The sequence below is a fragment of the Thermonema sp. genome, from assembly GCF_026003375.1.
GTDB classification, from domain to species: Bacteria; Bacteroidota; Bacteroidia; order Cytophagales; family Thermonemataceae; genus Thermonema; species Thermonema rossianum.
Genome location: NZ_BPHD01000001.1, coordinates 334,824 through 348,585 on the forward strand (window position 1 = coordinate 334,824; position 13,762 = coordinate 348,585).

Annotated in this window: 13 protein-coding genes; 9 read left to right on the forward strand and 4 right to left on the reverse strand. The window is 49.1% G+C overall.

What is annotated here, in order from left to right:
• Positions 1-25 precede the first annotated feature (25 nt).
• The 3 genes from QVE43_RS01505 (at position 26) to QVE43_RS01515 (ending at position 2,483) form a co-directional block, all read left to right on the forward strand.
• Positions 26-334 carry a hypothetical protein gene (locus tag QVE43_RS01505; RefSeq protein ID WP_157630051.1) on the forward strand — a complete coding sequence of 103 codons (309 nt, stop codon included), beginning with the start codon at positions 26-28 and terminating at the stop codon, positions 332-334.
• 76 nt (positions 335-410) lie between these two features.
• Positions 411-1,811: a dihydrolipoyl dehydrogenase gene (lpdA, locus tag QVE43_RS01510; RefSeq protein WP_038029711.1), complete on the forward strand. Its 1,401-nt coding sequence runs from the start codon at positions 411-413 to the stop codon at positions 1,809-1,811.
• Between the two features lie 15 nt (positions 1,812-1,826).
• On the forward strand, positions 1,827-2,483 hold the full coding sequence (locus tag QVE43_RS01515; RefSeq protein WP_288003979.1) for a 4'-phosphopantetheinyl transferase superfamily protein: 657 nt from the start codon (positions 1,827-1,829) through the stop codon (positions 2,481-2,483).
• Here QVE43_RS01515 and QVE43_RS01520 read toward each other — a convergent pair.
• The gene (locus QVE43_RS01520; RefSeq protein WP_288003980.1) at positions 2,462-3,262 is read right to left on the reverse strand and encodes an RNA methyltransferase; all 801 of its coding nucleotides are present in this window, start codon (positions 3,260-3,262) and stop codon (positions 2,462-2,464) included. The two genes, QVE43_RS01515 and QVE43_RS01520, sit on opposite strands and share 22 nt — an antisense overlap.
• A gap of 95 nt (positions 3,263-3,357) precedes the next feature.
• Between QVE43_RS01520 and QVE43_RS01525 the strand changes: the two genes are divergently transcribed.
• Complete coding sequence (locus tag QVE43_RS01525) at positions 3,358-5,361, forward strand: GAF domain-containing protein (protein ID WP_288003981.1); 2,004 nt, start codon at positions 3,358-3,360, stop codon at positions 5,359-5,361.
• A 12-nt stretch (positions 5,362-5,373) separates the two neighbouring features.
• On the forward strand, positions 5,374-6,141 hold the full coding sequence (locus QVE43_RS01530) for a DUF4197 domain-containing protein (RefSeq protein WP_288003982.1): 768 nt from the start codon (positions 5,374-5,376) through the stop codon (positions 6,139-6,141).
• A gap of 89 nt (positions 6,142-6,230) precedes the next feature.
• On the opposite strand, the gene QVE43_RS01535 is transcribed toward QVE43_RS01530, so the two are convergent.
• Positions 6,231-6,923, reverse strand: a complete 693-nt coding sequence (locus QVE43_RS01535; RefSeq protein ID WP_288003983.1) for a head GIN domain-containing protein — start codon at positions 6,921-6,923, stop codon at positions 6,231-6,233.
• A 160-nt stretch (positions 6,924-7,083) separates the two neighbouring features.
• Here QVE43_RS01535 and QVE43_RS01540 point away from each other — a divergent pair, with 160 nt between their 5' ends.
• The 3 genes from QVE43_RS01540 to QVE43_RS01550 all read left to right on the forward strand — a co-directional run bounded on the left by QVE43_RS01540 (position 7,084) and on the right by QVE43_RS01550 (position 9,119).
• Positions 7,084-8,136, forward strand: a complete 1,053-nt coding sequence (locus tag QVE43_RS01540; RefSeq protein WP_288003984.1) for a DNA/RNA non-specific endonuclease — start codon at positions 7,084-7,086, stop codon at positions 8,134-8,136.
• An 82-nt stretch (positions 8,137-8,218) separates the two neighbouring features.
• The gene (locus QVE43_RS01545) at positions 8,219-8,662 is read left to right on the forward strand and encodes a hypothetical protein (RefSeq protein ID WP_038029717.1); all 444 of its coding nucleotides are present in this window, start codon (positions 8,219-8,221) and stop codon (positions 8,660-8,662) included.
• A 124-nt stretch (positions 8,663-8,786) separates the two neighbouring features.
• Positions 8,787-9,119, forward strand: coding sequence for a transcriptional regulator (locus tag QVE43_RS01550; protein ID WP_038029718.1), 333 nt, complete (start codon positions 8,787-8,789; stop codon positions 9,117-9,119).
• Here the strand turns inward: QVE43_RS01550 and QVE43_RS01555 are convergent.
• The gene (locus tag QVE43_RS01555) at positions 9,082-9,639 is read right to left on the reverse strand and encodes a YqgE/AlgH family protein (RefSeq protein WP_038029896.1); all 558 of its coding nucleotides are present in this window, start codon (positions 9,637-9,639) and stop codon (positions 9,082-9,084) included. The two genes, QVE43_RS01550 and QVE43_RS01555, sit on opposite strands and share 38 nt — an antisense overlap.
• Positions 9,640-9,747: 108 nt before the next feature.
• Between QVE43_RS01555 and QVE43_RS01560 the strand changes: the two genes are divergently transcribed.
• The gene (locus tag QVE43_RS01560; protein WP_288003985.1) at positions 9,748-13,029 is read left to right on the forward strand and encodes a gliding motility-associated C-terminal domain-containing protein; all 3,282 of its coding nucleotides are present in this window, start codon (positions 9,748-9,750) and stop codon (positions 13,027-13,029) included.
• 54 nt (positions 13,030-13,083) lie between these two features.
• On the opposite strand, the gene QVE43_RS01565 is transcribed toward QVE43_RS01560, so the two are convergent.
• Positions 13,084-13,752, reverse strand: a complete 669-nt coding sequence (locus QVE43_RS01565; protein ID WP_288003986.1) for a hypothetical protein — start codon at positions 13,750-13,752, stop codon at positions 13,084-13,086.
• Positions 13,753-13,762 lie beyond the last annotated feature (10 nt).

Sequence of the window (13,762 nt, forward strand, 5' to 3'; positions counted from 1 at the left end):
CAAGAAACAATAAAATACGGAAACTATGGGAATGTTAGAAAAACACAATCGTGCACGTCGCATGCTTTCGATGAATACCGCTTTGTTTGCTGTTTCATCTCTTGCCCTGGGGGTTGATCTGATTTGGGGCAGTGTGCAAAGTTTGTTTGGGGCAGGTGCCCCCGGCTGGTTGGGCGTAGTCTTGGGCATAGGGTTGTGGGGCGCCTTCGGGCTTACCAACATACGGGGCGCATGGACCGCTTTTGCCCGCAGTGAATACGAAAAATCGCAGCGGAAAGGCATGATTAGCTGGCTGGTACCTCTGGCAATGATTATTATCGATATGTTGTTTTAATGCCGGAAGGTCTTGTTTTTACTTTTGAATTGCTACCTTTGCATTCAAACATCTGACCAATTAAACAACGTTCATTATGCAATACGACGTAACCATTATCGGCTCCGGACCGGGCGGCTATGTGGCTGCCATTCGTTGTGCTCAGCTGGGCATGAAAGTAGCACTGATTGAAAAATACAACACTTTGGGCGGTACTTGCCTGAATGTGGGATGCATACCCTCAAAAGCCCTTTTAGACTCTACCGAGCACTATTACAATGCCACGCATCATTTCGATGCACACGGCATCAAAATAGAAGGCATCAAACTGGACCTGCCCCGCATGATAGAGCGCAAAAACGAGGTGGTGAAGCAGACTTGCGACGGGGTCGTTTATTTGATGAAGAAAAACAAAATCGATGTATATCACGGTTTTGGCAGCTTTGTAGATAAAAACACCGTGGAGGTGGCCAAAGAAGATGGCAGCAAGCAGCAGTTGAAAACTCAAAAAGTGATTATTGCCACCGGCTCGAAACCGGCTTCCATCCCCAGCGTTCCTATTGATAAAAAACGCATCATCACTTCTACCGAAGCATTGAATATTACCGAGCTGCCCAAAAAGATGGTAGTCATCGGTGCCGGTGTGATTGGCTTGGAATTGGGCTCTGTGTTTGCCCGCTTGGGTACCGAAGTGCATATTGTAGAGTACATGGACAGAGCTATTCCCACGATGGACTCTACCATGTCGAAAGAGATAGAGAAAGTTTTAAAAAAGCTGGGTATTCAGTTTTACTTCAAACATAAGGTGTTGGAAGCTAAAGCCACGGCCAAGCAGGTGACCGTGAAAGCCGAAACACCCAAGGGTGATACCATTGAGCTAAAAGCTGATTATTGTTTGGTAGCTATTGGGCGTCGCCCTTATACCGACGGCTTGGGCTTGGAGAAAGTGGGTGTAAAGACCGATGAGCGCGGGCGTGTGGTGGTAAACGAAAAGCTGCAAACCAATGTCGAGAATATCTATGCCATCGGCGATGTGGTACGCGGTCCTATGTTGGCACACAAAGCTTCGGAAGAGGGCGTTTTTGTTGCCGAAGTCATAGCCGGACAAAAGCCTCATTTGAATTATCGCCTCATTCCGGGCGTGGTTTACACCTGGCCCGAAGTGGCTTCGGTAGGCTACACCGAAGAGGAGCTCAAAGAGCAAAACATACCGTACAAGAAAGGACAGTTCCCCTTCCGTGCTTTGGGGCGCGCGCGCGCAAGCATGGACCTCGACGGTCTTGTGAAAGTATTGGCACACAAAGAAACAGATGAAATTTTGGGCGTGCACATCATCGGTGCACGGGCAGCCGATATGATTGCCGAGGCAGTCGTGGCTATGGAATTCCGCGCTTCGGCTGAAGACATTGCCCGCATCTCTCATGCACACCCCACTTACATGGAAGCAGTGAAAGAGGCTTGCTTGGCAGCCACCGAGAACCGCCCTCTGCATATTTAACCAATACGTGAGGTTTTGGAAATTCTTTGGGTACATAAGCCCGCCGAACATATTCAAAGTACATTAATTGGGCTTGCCCGCCTGACTGATGACCTCAGCACGGCGGGCTTGCCTGCTTCAGACCTGCAGTATATCGAAAGCATAGAGCACCCCGTGCGGCGCAGCGAGGCAATTGGCGTGCGCGCCTTGCTGCGCTACTTGCTCGAGGAGCATTGGCACATGCCTTATCCGGGCACTCTGCGCCAAGGGCGCCAGCCCGTCTTGAACGGTTATCCCAATATCGGACTCTCATTCAGCCATGCTTACCCTTATGTGGCGGTGGTGGTATCGTCGCATTTTCAGGAGGTGGGTATCGATGTTGAACGCGTGCGCCCACAGTTGCTGCGCGTAGCCCCCCGCATCTTTGCCGAGCAGGAGCTGTTGTGGGCAGGCAATGACCTCGAAAAGCTAAGTATTTTATGGGCAGCCAAAGAAGCGCTTTTCAAAGCTTATGCCCGCGGCGGCTTGATATACCGCACCGACTTGCTTGTTGAGCCCACGCCAAAAAATAATTTTTTAATTGGTTCTGTACTGAAAGAAGGTGCCCCCCTCTTCGTGTTTGAGCTGGGGGTACACCGCTTTTCCGGCAGTCTTTTATGTGTTTGGACCAATCACCGGCTGAATCCCCGTTGACGCTTGGCCTCGAAAGTCATGATGGCACATGCATTGGACACATTCAGCGAATCAATGTAACCACTCATAGGAATAATGATGTTTTGGTCGGCGGCTTGCAGCCACGTTTCGCTGAGTCCGGTGGCTTCGGTTCCAAACACCAGTGCCGAAGGTTGGGTGAAGTCGGCAGTATGGTAGGGAATAGAAGCATTCAAGGCGGCGGTATAAATACGGATACCTTGCTTTTTGAGCCATGCAATCACCTCTTCGCTATGAGCGCATACGGTAGGCACCGTGAATATACACCCTAAGCTGGAACGGATCACATTCGGATTAAACAGGTCTGTTTGCGGGTCACACACAATCACCGCATCCACAGCGGCGGCGTCGGCAGTGCGTAAAATAGCGCCTAAGTTGCCCGGCTTTTCTACTGCTTCAACCACCAACACCAAAGGATTTTCCGGCAATTGCAGGTCGGACAAAGAGCGTTGGGGAGGGGGAGCCGTGGCTACTACCCCCGATTCCGGGCGATAGGCAATCTTTTGCAGGGCTTCTTCGCTGACTTCAAAAATACGCACCCTCTGTTTGTTTAGCGGCAGCGACTCTATCCAACTTTCGGGAGCATAGCGGGGATAAAAAAACAAGCTGTCCGGTTCAATCCCCGCCTGCAGTGCCAAGCTGATTTCTTTTTTTCCTTCTATCAAAATCAAATGGTGCTGCTTGCGGGCGCGACTTTTGTGTAGCTGGTAAAGCAGCTTGATTTTCGGGTTTTGAGCAGATTGAATCAAAGGGTAGGGCATAGCATTTTTACAATTTTGACAGGCAAGGGTGTAAATTTCGCTTTTTTATTTCGAATTTTGTTCATTATATTAGATTCATGAACCGTTTTGCGTCTATGCAAGAAAAAAATACCATACACACGGCGGGCAGTGATGCTCAACAGAAAAAGCCCAAAAAAAAGCCGGTTTCGTATTACTTTCGTGTTGATTTTGAGACCATTCAGGGGCGCCTTACCGGCGGCTTCCTGTCCATGGCGCTCATCTCTTTTATTTTGATTCAGGGAGCCAACTACCAATGGCGCCGGCAGATAGAAAACCGCAATACACTCTTGTACAAACTCTACCCCCTGGAAACACAAGCTTTGCGTTTGCTCGATGAAGTACGGGAAGCAGAAAACCTATTTGAAAAAGCTTTGCTTTTTGATAATAAGGACTATCTGGAAGAGTTTGAAAAGCGCTGGCAAGAGCGGGTGTTGCCCAATGCCGAAGCCTTGAAAAGCACTGCGGAAGGCATACAAGATGGTGAAATCAAAACGGTGGCCAATAGCATTGCCGATGTGCTGCTTAAGCATATGAAGCAAGAGTATGACCGGGTGCGTGAGATTTATGAGCGTAAGGAGGACCTACAGGGAATTACGAGCATACGCAGTTATTTGCAAGAGGAAGTACAAAACAAAGTAGTGCCTTTAAGTCTTCGCCTTCAAGAGTCGGTGGAGCGTTTGTTGCGAGAAAAGCAAGCATTGGTGGCTGAATACGAATCGGCCTACCGTGCACTTGACCGCTGGCGTCCGTGGATTATTGTTTTCGAGTTTGCCGTTGCCGTTGCCGTTGCCGCTACCATCGGCTCTCTTTTGATTATCAGTATATTGAAACGAATCAGGCTTTTGAAAAGCCAAATATTGACTTTGGCAGAAGGCAATTTACCCCCCCCTTTGCCCGAGAGTAAAGACGAGCTGAATACCCTTATCCGTGCACTGAACCAAGTGGTGGATGGTCTTTCTAAAATCCAAACTTTTGCCCACGAGGTAGGAGGCGGCCGCTTCGATACAGACATATCGGTATTTGAGCGGGAAGGCGACCTGGGACGCTCGCTTGAGGAAATGAAACAGCAGCTGAAGCAGGTATATGAGGAAGAGCAGAGACGTGCATGGGCAAGCGAAGGGTTGGCGCAGTTCTCGCGTATTTTGCGCGAAAACCAAGATAATCTTGAGACTCTTTCGCGCCGTTTTGTTTCCAATTTGTCGCGCTATGCCGAGGTAGAGCAAGTAGGAATTTTCTTGCTTGAAGAAAAAGACCAAGAACGTGTGTTGCAGCTAAAAGCGGCTTTTGCTTACAGCAAGCACAAAGCACTGCGAAAAGAAATTGCCATAGGTGAAGGCTTGGTGGGGCAGGTGTTTCTTGAGGCTAAGCCGCTTCACGTAACCGAACTGCCGGAAGACTACCTGAAGGTGGTGACAGGCATGGGGGCAGCGCCGCCCCGGGAGCTGCTTTTGGTGCCTCTGGTCTATAACGAAGAATGCTTTGGCGTAATAGAAGTGACCTCTTTGCATCACATACCCGGCTATAAAGTGAAATTCATAGAGGAGGTAGCCACTGTGTTGGCTTCTACCGTCTCTTCGGTGCGTGCCGGCGAACGCACCCGCCTGCTGCTTGAAGAGTCACGCCGGAAAACCGAAGAAATCCTCGAGCAGGAGGCTCTTTTGCGCCAAAATGCCGAAGAGTTGCGCGCTGCCCAAGAAGAGCTGGAAAGCCGCTTGAACCGCACCCGTCGTGAGCTGCGTCAGATGCAACTCATTATAGACAGCATTGCCGATGTGGTGGTGGTCTATGATGAACGGGGCGGTATTCGTATGGCCAACCGGGCAGTTGAAGACACCTTCGGTTATTTGCAGGGCGACCTTATCAGCAGCAGCATACGCACGCTCATCAATGCCCCCTTGGATGAACTGAAAGAGGTGGAGTATATCACCGGGCGCGATGGTGAGCGCCTGATGCTTTCTAAGTATAAAATATTCAAAGCGACACGCCGCGATGGCATTGAAGTAGAGGTGCAAATGGCCTATCAAGCCATTGATATGGAGCGCGAGCGCTTGTATGTGGCTACAATTCGTCCGCTCTAAAAACGCTTCAATATGCAACGAACAGTAATCCATGTTCTCTTAGCCGCTGTATTTTTGGGAGTGAGTGCTTGTGCTACTTTGCAGGGTATCAGTACCCAAATAGACGGCTGGGAGGGAATAGGACAACAGCCGCTTACCGAACAAGAGATAGCCGCCGGCTTGAAAGAAGCCCTCGAAGTGGGTATCTCAAAAGGCGTGGAGCAGCTGATGAAAGAAAATGGTTATTATGGCAACCCTTCCATCAAGATATTGTTGCCCCCCGAAGCCCAAGAGGTGGAGTCGGTGATTGTGCGCCACGTACCACAAGGGCAGGCACTTATCGATAAGGTGGTGTTGAAGATGAATCGTGCGGCTGAAGAAGCAGCCAAGCAAGCCAAGCCCATTTTTGTAGATGCCATCAAGCAAATGACCATCGTAGATGCACGCAATATTTTATTTGGCAAAGCAGATGCAGCTACACAATATTTGCGGGCAAAAACCTATGACCGTTTATTCGAAGCTTATTACCCGCAAATCAGGGAAGCCATGGAAAAAGTGGGGGCACAACAAGCATGGCAGGCACTGGCACAGCCTTACAATCAATTGGCAGCATCGCCCTTGGGTAGTACCGTGGGAGCTTCGAAAACTGTCCCCGAGGACGTATCCCGTTATGTAACGGAGCGGGCACTCTATGGTTTGTTTGTGAAAGTGGCAGAAGAAGAGCTTAAAATACGCGAACAAGCTACTGCCCGTATTACTCCGCTTTTACAAAAAGTGTTTGGTGAATTGGACAAGCGCTGAGGCTGCAGGTCCGCTGCAAAACACAAGCCCCGCCCATCTTTGCCGGGGCGGGGCTTGCGGCTTGTTGCCTTCTAACTAAGTATGGCGTTTTATTCTTTTACTGCCTTGGCAGTGCCTGAACCCAAGCTTTGTACTTGTACACGCTCGGGGCGCCCTTTGTAATAAATGTCGCCTGAGCCGGTAATTTTGGCGTCTATATTGTCGGTGACTGTTACTTTGGCATCGCCGCTGCCCAGTATGCTTATGTCGGCAGAAGCTGCTTGTAAATCGTAGGCTTCTACGTTGCCGGAGCCGCGCAATTCTATTTCCAGCTTGTCGGTGCCGCCGTGCAATACAATTTCACCGCTTCCTACTTGCTTGATACTAAGCTTTTCGCAAAGGAAGCTGGCTTCTACTTTACCACTTCCTTTATTTTCGATAAAATAGCTTTTGCCTTCTAATTTGCTTTCAATCAATACGTCGGAGCTGCCGCTATTGACTACGTCCGTAAGCTTGGTAAAGGTAACGGTAATGCTTGTCTTGGAGTCGTCGCTCAGACGTTTGAGGCTGGTTTTTCTTTTGATGTACAGGCGGTTGCCTTTAACGTAAATTTTGATGTCGTCCAAAGGAATGCCCCGGGACTCTATGCGCGCTTCTTCTTTGTTACCGGCGCGCAGTATGACAGTGAAATCACCATCTACTTCCACTTGTGAAAAGGTGGTCAAAGTGCGGGTAGCAATTTCTTGTGCCCAAGCACCTGCACTCCACAGCATGAGAACAAGCATTAAGATGTTTTTCTTCATAGGACAAATTGGTTTTAATGTTCTTGCAAAATTATGCACAAATTTCATGCATAAACAAAACGAGCTATTTTTTCATTTCTTGTGTCTAAGTTGTAGTTTTACGTATGTCTGCGCCTGTCGCATTTTTTTAGTGAAAAATATAGTTTAAAATCAATACTTTATGAGAAGGAAAAGAAGAAACACCAATGTGCTTCATCAACTGTTGGGGCGTTTGTTGCGTGCGCCCCGTTTTTGGGGGTTCGTTATTATACTGGCAGTCATTCTTTATGTGTTTTTGCCGCATGAAAAAGTAGGTTTATTTTTGCGACCTTTTGCCGGCAGCTCATGGGCAAAAACACTCTACACTGTTAAATACGAATATTTCCCCAATTCGGATACGCCCCCCTTGGCAGATTTGCTGAAGCACACCAAGGCGGTGAGGCAGTCTTCCGACGACGGGCAGGAGCCGGTACCGTCTGAACAAGAAACAGGGGTGCCGTCCGCTACCGGCAAAGAGCAAGCGGAAATATGGGTTTTGGATGAAGACTTCGCATTTCCGGCGCCCGTGTCTAACTGTACCGTCGTGCGCCATAAAGCCTTTACGCTTTGCTATGACGAAGCGCATGAGTTGCCCCGTTGGGTGGCTTACCGCTTGGATTATAAAGAGTTGGAGGGTAACCTGGAACGCTTGAATAACTTTTCGCCCGACCCTGCGGTATCTACCGGTACCGCGCACTCTTCCGATTATACACGCAGCGGCTATGACAGGGGGCATTTGGCAGCGGCAGCCGATTTTGAATTTGACAGACAAGCCTATGAGGAAACTTTTCTCATGAGTAACATAGCACCGCAAACGCCGGAGCTCAACCGGGGCATATGGCGGGAGTTGGAAGAGCAGTGCCGGCGTTGGGTGCGTCGCGACAAAACGCTCTATATCGTCACAGGACCTATTCTTAGCAAGCGGCCGCGTAAGATAGGGAAGCATACTAAAATATCGGTGCCCAAAGCCTATTATAAGGTTATTCTGGATATGCGTGAGCCGGAAATAAAAGCCATTGCTTTCATTATGCCCAACAGCAAAAACTTGAAGGATGATTTTATGGACTATGTGGTAAGCATCGACGAGGTGGAAGCGCAAACCGGCTTGGATTTCTTCCCTGAATTGAGCAAGGACCCGGCGCTTGAGCGGGTGTTGGAAGGGGAGGTGCACCCTGAATACTGGCTGAAAAATTAAAAATACTGCATGGAAAAGCAGCTTCAGCCCGTTTATATGCATTTTATTTTTATATTTCAAAAACAATTAAACGCACTCAACTATGTTGGATTTCAATAATGCCATAAGAGAGGTAGCCAAGCGCTTCAATGCCCAAATAAAAGAAATCTCGCCCGGTGTGTATGCGCTCGATATCCCTTTTGTTACCAAAGGCGGAGTGAACCGCTATCAGTTTGTTTATGCATGGATGGTGAAGGGGCGTTCCAAAGGACGTGACTGCTTTTATTTCAACAGCAAGGTGGGCACCTATCATTCGCAGGTGAATTTGAAAAAAATAGTGAGGGAGGCCGGCTTTGCCAATAGTGCCACCATTACCATTATAGACGACAAACAAACGGATGGCTCGCCTTGTGAAACGCTCATTGTGCAGGCTGCTCCCCTGGCAGAGCATGTGACTTCGGTCGATGAAATGGCTGATATTGTTTGGGAAGTGGCTGAAATGGCTGACGTGCTTGAAGAAAAGTATTTCGGAGGTGATAAGTACTGATAAACACCCGGCTTTATGTTGCTGTGCAGCTCCTGTGGCGGGAGCTTTATTTTTTTGAAAAAAGTTTGCTGTTGTATCTTCTTTTTGATTAACTTTACTTTGTATCTCAAAGGTAAAGTGAAAAATGAAGGAAATACTGCCTTATATTGATAAGCTGCTGGAAAACAAATACCGTCTGGCCATCATGGCGGCGCTCATGAAAAAACCGGGGCTCACTTTCAATGAAATGAAAGAAGCCCTGGGACTGACAGATGGCAACTTGTCAAGCAATACCATTTTGTTGGAAGAGCGGGGGTATATCGAAACAGACAAGCGCTTTGTTGGGCGCCGCCCGCTGACCACTTACCGGCTCACCAAGAAAGGCTACAATGCCTTTGCTCGTCATTGCGAATATTTGGCAAAGGTCATCAGCGGTGAGTTTAGTTTAGACGAGGATCAATCGGATAATTCGCAATAATGCGGTATTCGCCCCCCATGTTGCGCAGGATGGTACGCCATAGTTCGCCCGGGGGCGTATCAAAAAGCAATGGGGTGGCACACTCGGTTACAATCCATGTGTCTTGCTCTATTTCGGCATCGAGTTGACCCGGTGACCAGCCCGAGTACCCCAAAAAGAAACGAATGTCCTGTGCCGGCAGTTGTCCGGTATTTAGTAAGCTTTTGACCACTTCAAAATCGCCGCCCCAGTACAAATCCTCTTGCAATTGCACCGATTCGGGGATGATAGCGCCTGCGCGATGCACAAAATGCAGGGTGTTTTGTTCTACCGGGCCGCCAATAAAAAGTGGAATGTCGCCGGCATAGATGTCGTCCAGCACATCACTTAAATGCAGGTTGGTCGTTTGGTTGAGTACCAAACCAAAAGTGCCGTGTTCTTGGTATTCACAAATCAGCACTACCGTGCGCTCAAAGTTAGGGTCCCCCAGAAAGGGCTTGGCTATCAGTATGCTACCGTTTTTTGGTTTCGATTCAGACATTCTGCTGTTTTCTTTTTTAGAAAATAAAAAGCTTTTGCCCAAAAAATAAAATATTCAAACTTTTTTGAGTAAATTTTTAATGCATTTGTTTTTGGAAACCCCATGCCTATGAATGTTATTTTACGCATCTGCCTTTTGCTGTTGTATATTCTTGTCATATCGGGCGTCCGGGCGCAGCGGTCGCAGCGCCCGGCTTTTGTGCGCAATGCCGGGCAATGGGCAGCTGAAGTGCTTTATAGAGCAGACTTGCCCGGCGGCTTCCTCTTCGTGTATGCCGATAGCCTGCAGTTTTCTTGGTATGATGCTGAACGGGTGGCATCGCTCAAGCACGGCGAGCGACCGGCCCAATGGACAGCACCGCAGCAGGCTTTGCAGGTGCATAGTTATGTAATTCGTTTTAAAGGTGCAAACAAGGTGCTGCCTTCTTGTGATGAAAGCAGCCGGCAACTTCCTGTAAAATACTTTCTGCCGGGCGAAGAGCAAGGGGCGGCGTCTCAGGTGCGGCGCATAGAAAGCAGCGCTTGTTCCGGACTTCGTTTTGCTAATGTGTATGACCGTATAGACCTGCGCCTGCTGACCACCCCCGAAGGGCATATAAAATACGAGCTTTGGCTTCATCCGGGGGCAAAACCGGCTGATATTCGTTTAGAATATGCTTATACACAGGGCTTGCGCATTACAAAAGAAGGGCATCTGGCTATTAAAACCATCTTTGGAGAGGCTTTGGAGCTGGCACCCGTGGTGTATCAACTCAAAGACGGGCAAAAGAAGCCTCTAAAGGCGCGTTATGCCTTGAAGAAAAATACGCTTAAGTTCATCCTCGAAGACTACGACCCCTCTGCAACGGTAGTGATAGACCCTGAATTGGTGTTTTCTACCTATTCGGGGGCTGCTTCTGACAACTGGGGGAACACGGCTACCTACGATGAAGAAGGGTTCTTATACTCGGGTGGCACTGCCTACGGCAGCAACTTTCCCAATCCCCCGGGTATCTTTACCATAGGACCGGGCGGCACTTCCGCCAACTTTCCTCTGGTGACCGACGTGGTGATTTTCAAGTACAATCCTACCGGCACACAGCTCGAATACATTGCGCTCATAGGTGGCAGCAGCTCGGAGGTGCCCCACAGCTTGGTGGTCGATCATAACCGCGATTTGGTAATTTTGGGCACTACCAGCTCTACCAACTTTCCCACGACCGACGGTTCTACTTTTCATGGCGGGGTACCTGTCAGTAGCGTTTTGGGCAACAGTTACGCCAACGGCAGTGATATTTTTGTAATGAAACTGGGCTTTGACGGGAACTTAAAGGTATCTACTTTGATAGGCGGAAGCAACAATGATGGCATCAAACTTTACAGCGCAGGCACTTATATTCATAACTACGGCGACGAGTTCCGCGGCGATATTTACGCAGATGCCAACAACAACTTGTATATTGCTTCAACCACACGCTCGGCGACCATTGCCGGAGTCACCGGCAGCCTGAACGGTGCCCAGGATGGTTTGTTCTTGAAGTTGGACAGTAACCTTCAGTTGATTTGGGGGCATTACGTAGGAGGCAGTGGGGTAGATATGGCGCTTTCGGTGCGGGAAGCCCCCAACGGCGATTTGTATGTTGGCGGAGGAACTACCAGCGCCGACCTGCCCAATACCGCCAATGCCTATCTTTCTGCTGCGCAAGGCAGCGATGACGGTTTTGTGGCGCGCTTCTTGCCCGATGGCACTTGGCTGCAGACTACTTATTTGGGCACCGCTGCCGCCGACATGGTTTTCTTTGTAGATACCGACGCACAAGGGCAGGTATATGCTTTCGGGCAAACTTATGGTAATTATCCTGTATCGGCAGGGGTGTATGCGGTGCCCGGCAGCGGGCAGTTTGTGCATAAGCTGGCTGCCGACCTGCGCTCTTCTGTTTGGAGTACGACCGTGGGCTCGGGCGATGGTGCGCCCGATATTTCGCCAACGGCTTTTTCGGTGGTAACGGAAAATGACTGTGGAAATATTTACTTCGCCGGCTGGGGCGGTGCCATCAACCGGGCTGTCAATGGAGGCATCAACAATAATGCATCGAGCAGTACCGAAAATTTGCCCACTACTTTCGATGCCTACCGTCGAACCACGGTCAATGGCAATGATTTTTATATTGCAGTACTGGAAAAAGATGCCAAAAGCTTGTTATACGCTACCTTCTTTGGCGAAGACAGCCCCAACGAGCGCGGCGATCATGTAGATGGCGGCACCAGTCGATTTAGCAAAAGCGGTACCATTTACCATGCCGTTTGTGCTTCTTGTGGCGGCACCAATGGCTTCCCGGTGACCGAAGGGGCATGGTCTGCCAACAATAATTCTTACAACTGCAACAATGCCGTGTTTAAATTCACATTGGACCTCGAAGCTACTTTCGAAATACAAAACCCGGCTTTAGGTTTTAGCGTGGTGAACAGCGGCGATAAGGTATGCGCGCGCCGCCTGTTCTTCGATTACCAAGCCATAGGGGCAGAAACCTTTGTCTGGGATATTTACGACGCACTTGGAAACAAAATATACACACAAAGCGGCGAAGCCGACTTCTTTTATGAATTTACCGAAGAAGGGGTGTACACCGTCAATCTGACGGTGATTAACTTTTCGTCCTGTGCCAAGGTGGCACGTGCTTCGCAGACCGTCGAAATAGTTTTCCCCCCTTTTACTGTCAGTGATGATGTTAGCATTTGCTATGGCGATACGGTGCAACTGCTGGCTGCCGGTGCCGACACCTATGAATGGTCACCCGCCGAGGGACTTTCAGACCCTACGATAGCCAACCCTTTGGCTTTTCCCTTGCAGTCAACTACTTATTACGTGCTGATGCGTGACAAAGCAGGTTGTGAGTACCGCGACAGCGTCCGGGTGGAAATATTGCCTTTTGAGCCGGTAAGCATAGAAGTTGAAAGGGTTCCTTCATGTGCCATGACTGACGGCATTCGCTTGAGAGCGGTGGGCGGCTTGGATTCCTATACTTACCGCTGGCAAATGGGCGATGGCAGCATACTCGAAGGGGCTGCCCCTGATGTGTATTTCTATACTCAAGGTGGCACTTATGACATTCTTCTGCTGGTCGATACCGGTGATTGTGTCGCAAAGCTAAAACAGTCTATTCAGTTGGAAGAAAAGCCGGTGCCGCCCAATGTCATTACGCCCAATGGTGATGGTATCAATGATGTGTTTGTATTGCCCGAAGCGGGGGCGAGGCTACAGGTGGTGAATCGTTGGGGAAAAGTGGTGTATGAAAGTGCCAATTACCAAAACGACTGGGGCGGCAGCGACCTGCCGGCAGGCGTGTACTTCTTTTATACCTTAGCACCCAATGGCAAAGAGTGCCGGGGATGGTTGCACCTGTTGCGCTAAATAGAAGAGGCATCCGCGCGGATGCCTCTTCTAAATGTGAAAATCGCAGGGCTATTATAGCCCCCTTGTTAAGAGCTCAGCCATAAGCACATAGCGTTCATCAAAAGGAATTTGTTGAACGCCCAGAATGGCATAGCCCATGGAGTTTTGTTTGGCAGGAATACGCAATACCTCTTTGTCACCGGCTTTGACAACCACCTGCTCGCCTTTTTGAACCGCTTCGCAAATTTCCTTACCTTGATGATATACCTTTATTTTACCGCTTTCTTTTCGTTTGATTTCGTAAGGGTTTTCGTTTTCTTCATTGTCACTTATTTTTACTTTATCATCATAAAGTTTTACTTTCCATAGCAGTTGACCATTGGTGGTTTTTAGCTTGAATTTGCCGTCTTCATAGGCTTTTACCTCAATGAAATCATACCCGTCGGTGCTGTAGATGCGCTTTTCCCGGCTTTTGGCACGGGCTTCAATCGTACGGTTGTTGTCCACTTTTAGCGTAAAGCCGCCGTTTTGGTCGAATTTTATTTCAAAGACCGTATTCCCCTCTGCATCCTGAACCGCCACTTGTTCTACCGGGCTTTGTTTGGGAATGGCGGTGCCCTGTGTGCTTACTTCTTCTTGCTTTAAGCCGTTACCGGCCTCTTCGGACGACTCCTTTTGGTCGCAGGCAACCAGCCCTATGCTGAGAAGCAAGGAAAATAAAACTGCATGATGATAGCGCATGGTTTATGGC

Excerpts from the sequence above, each read along its gene's own strand:
- QVE43_RS01505 (WP_157630051.1), top strand. The coding sequence starts at position 26 with ATGGGAATGTTAGAAAAACACAATCGTGCACGTCGCATGCTTTCGATG.
- lpdA (WP_038029711.1), top strand. The coding sequence starts at position 411 with ATGCAATACGACGTAACCATTATCGGCTCCGGACCGGGCGGCTATGTG.
- QVE43_RS01520 (WP_288003980.1), bottom strand. The coding sequence starts at position 3,262 with ATGCCCTACCCTTTGATTCAATCTGCTCAAAACCCGAAAATCAAGCTG.
- QVE43_RS01525 (WP_288003981.1), top strand. The coding sequence starts at position 3,358 with ATGCAAGAAAAAAATACCATACACACGGCGGGCAGTGATGCTCAACAG.
- QVE43_RS01530 (WP_288003982.1), top strand. The coding sequence starts at position 5,374 with ATGCAACGAACAGTAATCCATGTTCTCTTAGCCGCTGTATTTTTGGGA.
- QVE43_RS01535 (WP_288003983.1), bottom strand. The coding sequence starts at position 6,923 with ATGAAGAAAAACATCTTAATGCTTGTTCTCATGCTGTGGAGTGCAGGT.
- QVE43_RS01540 (WP_288003984.1), top strand. The coding sequence starts at position 7,084 with ATGAGAAGGAAAAGAAGAAACACCAATGTGCTTCATCAACTGTTGGGG.
- QVE43_RS01545 (WP_038029717.1), top strand. The coding sequence starts at position 8,219 with ATGTTGGATTTCAATAATGCCATAAGAGAGGTAGCCAAGCGCTTCAAT.
- QVE43_RS01550 (WP_038029718.1), top strand. The coding sequence starts at position 8,787 with ATGAAGGAAATACTGCCTTATATTGATAAGCTGCTGGAAAACAAATAC.
- QVE43_RS01555 (WP_038029896.1), bottom strand. The coding sequence starts at position 9,639 with ATGTCTGAATCGAAACCAAAAAACGGTAGCATACTGATAGCCAAGCCC.
- QVE43_RS01560 (WP_288003985.1), top strand. The coding sequence starts at position 9,748 with ATGAATGTTATTTTACGCATCTGCCTTTTGCTGTTGTATATTCTTGTC.
- QVE43_RS01565 (WP_288003986.1), bottom strand. The coding sequence starts at position 13,752 with ATGCGCTATCATCATGCAGTTTTATTTTCCTTGCTTCTCAGCATAGGG.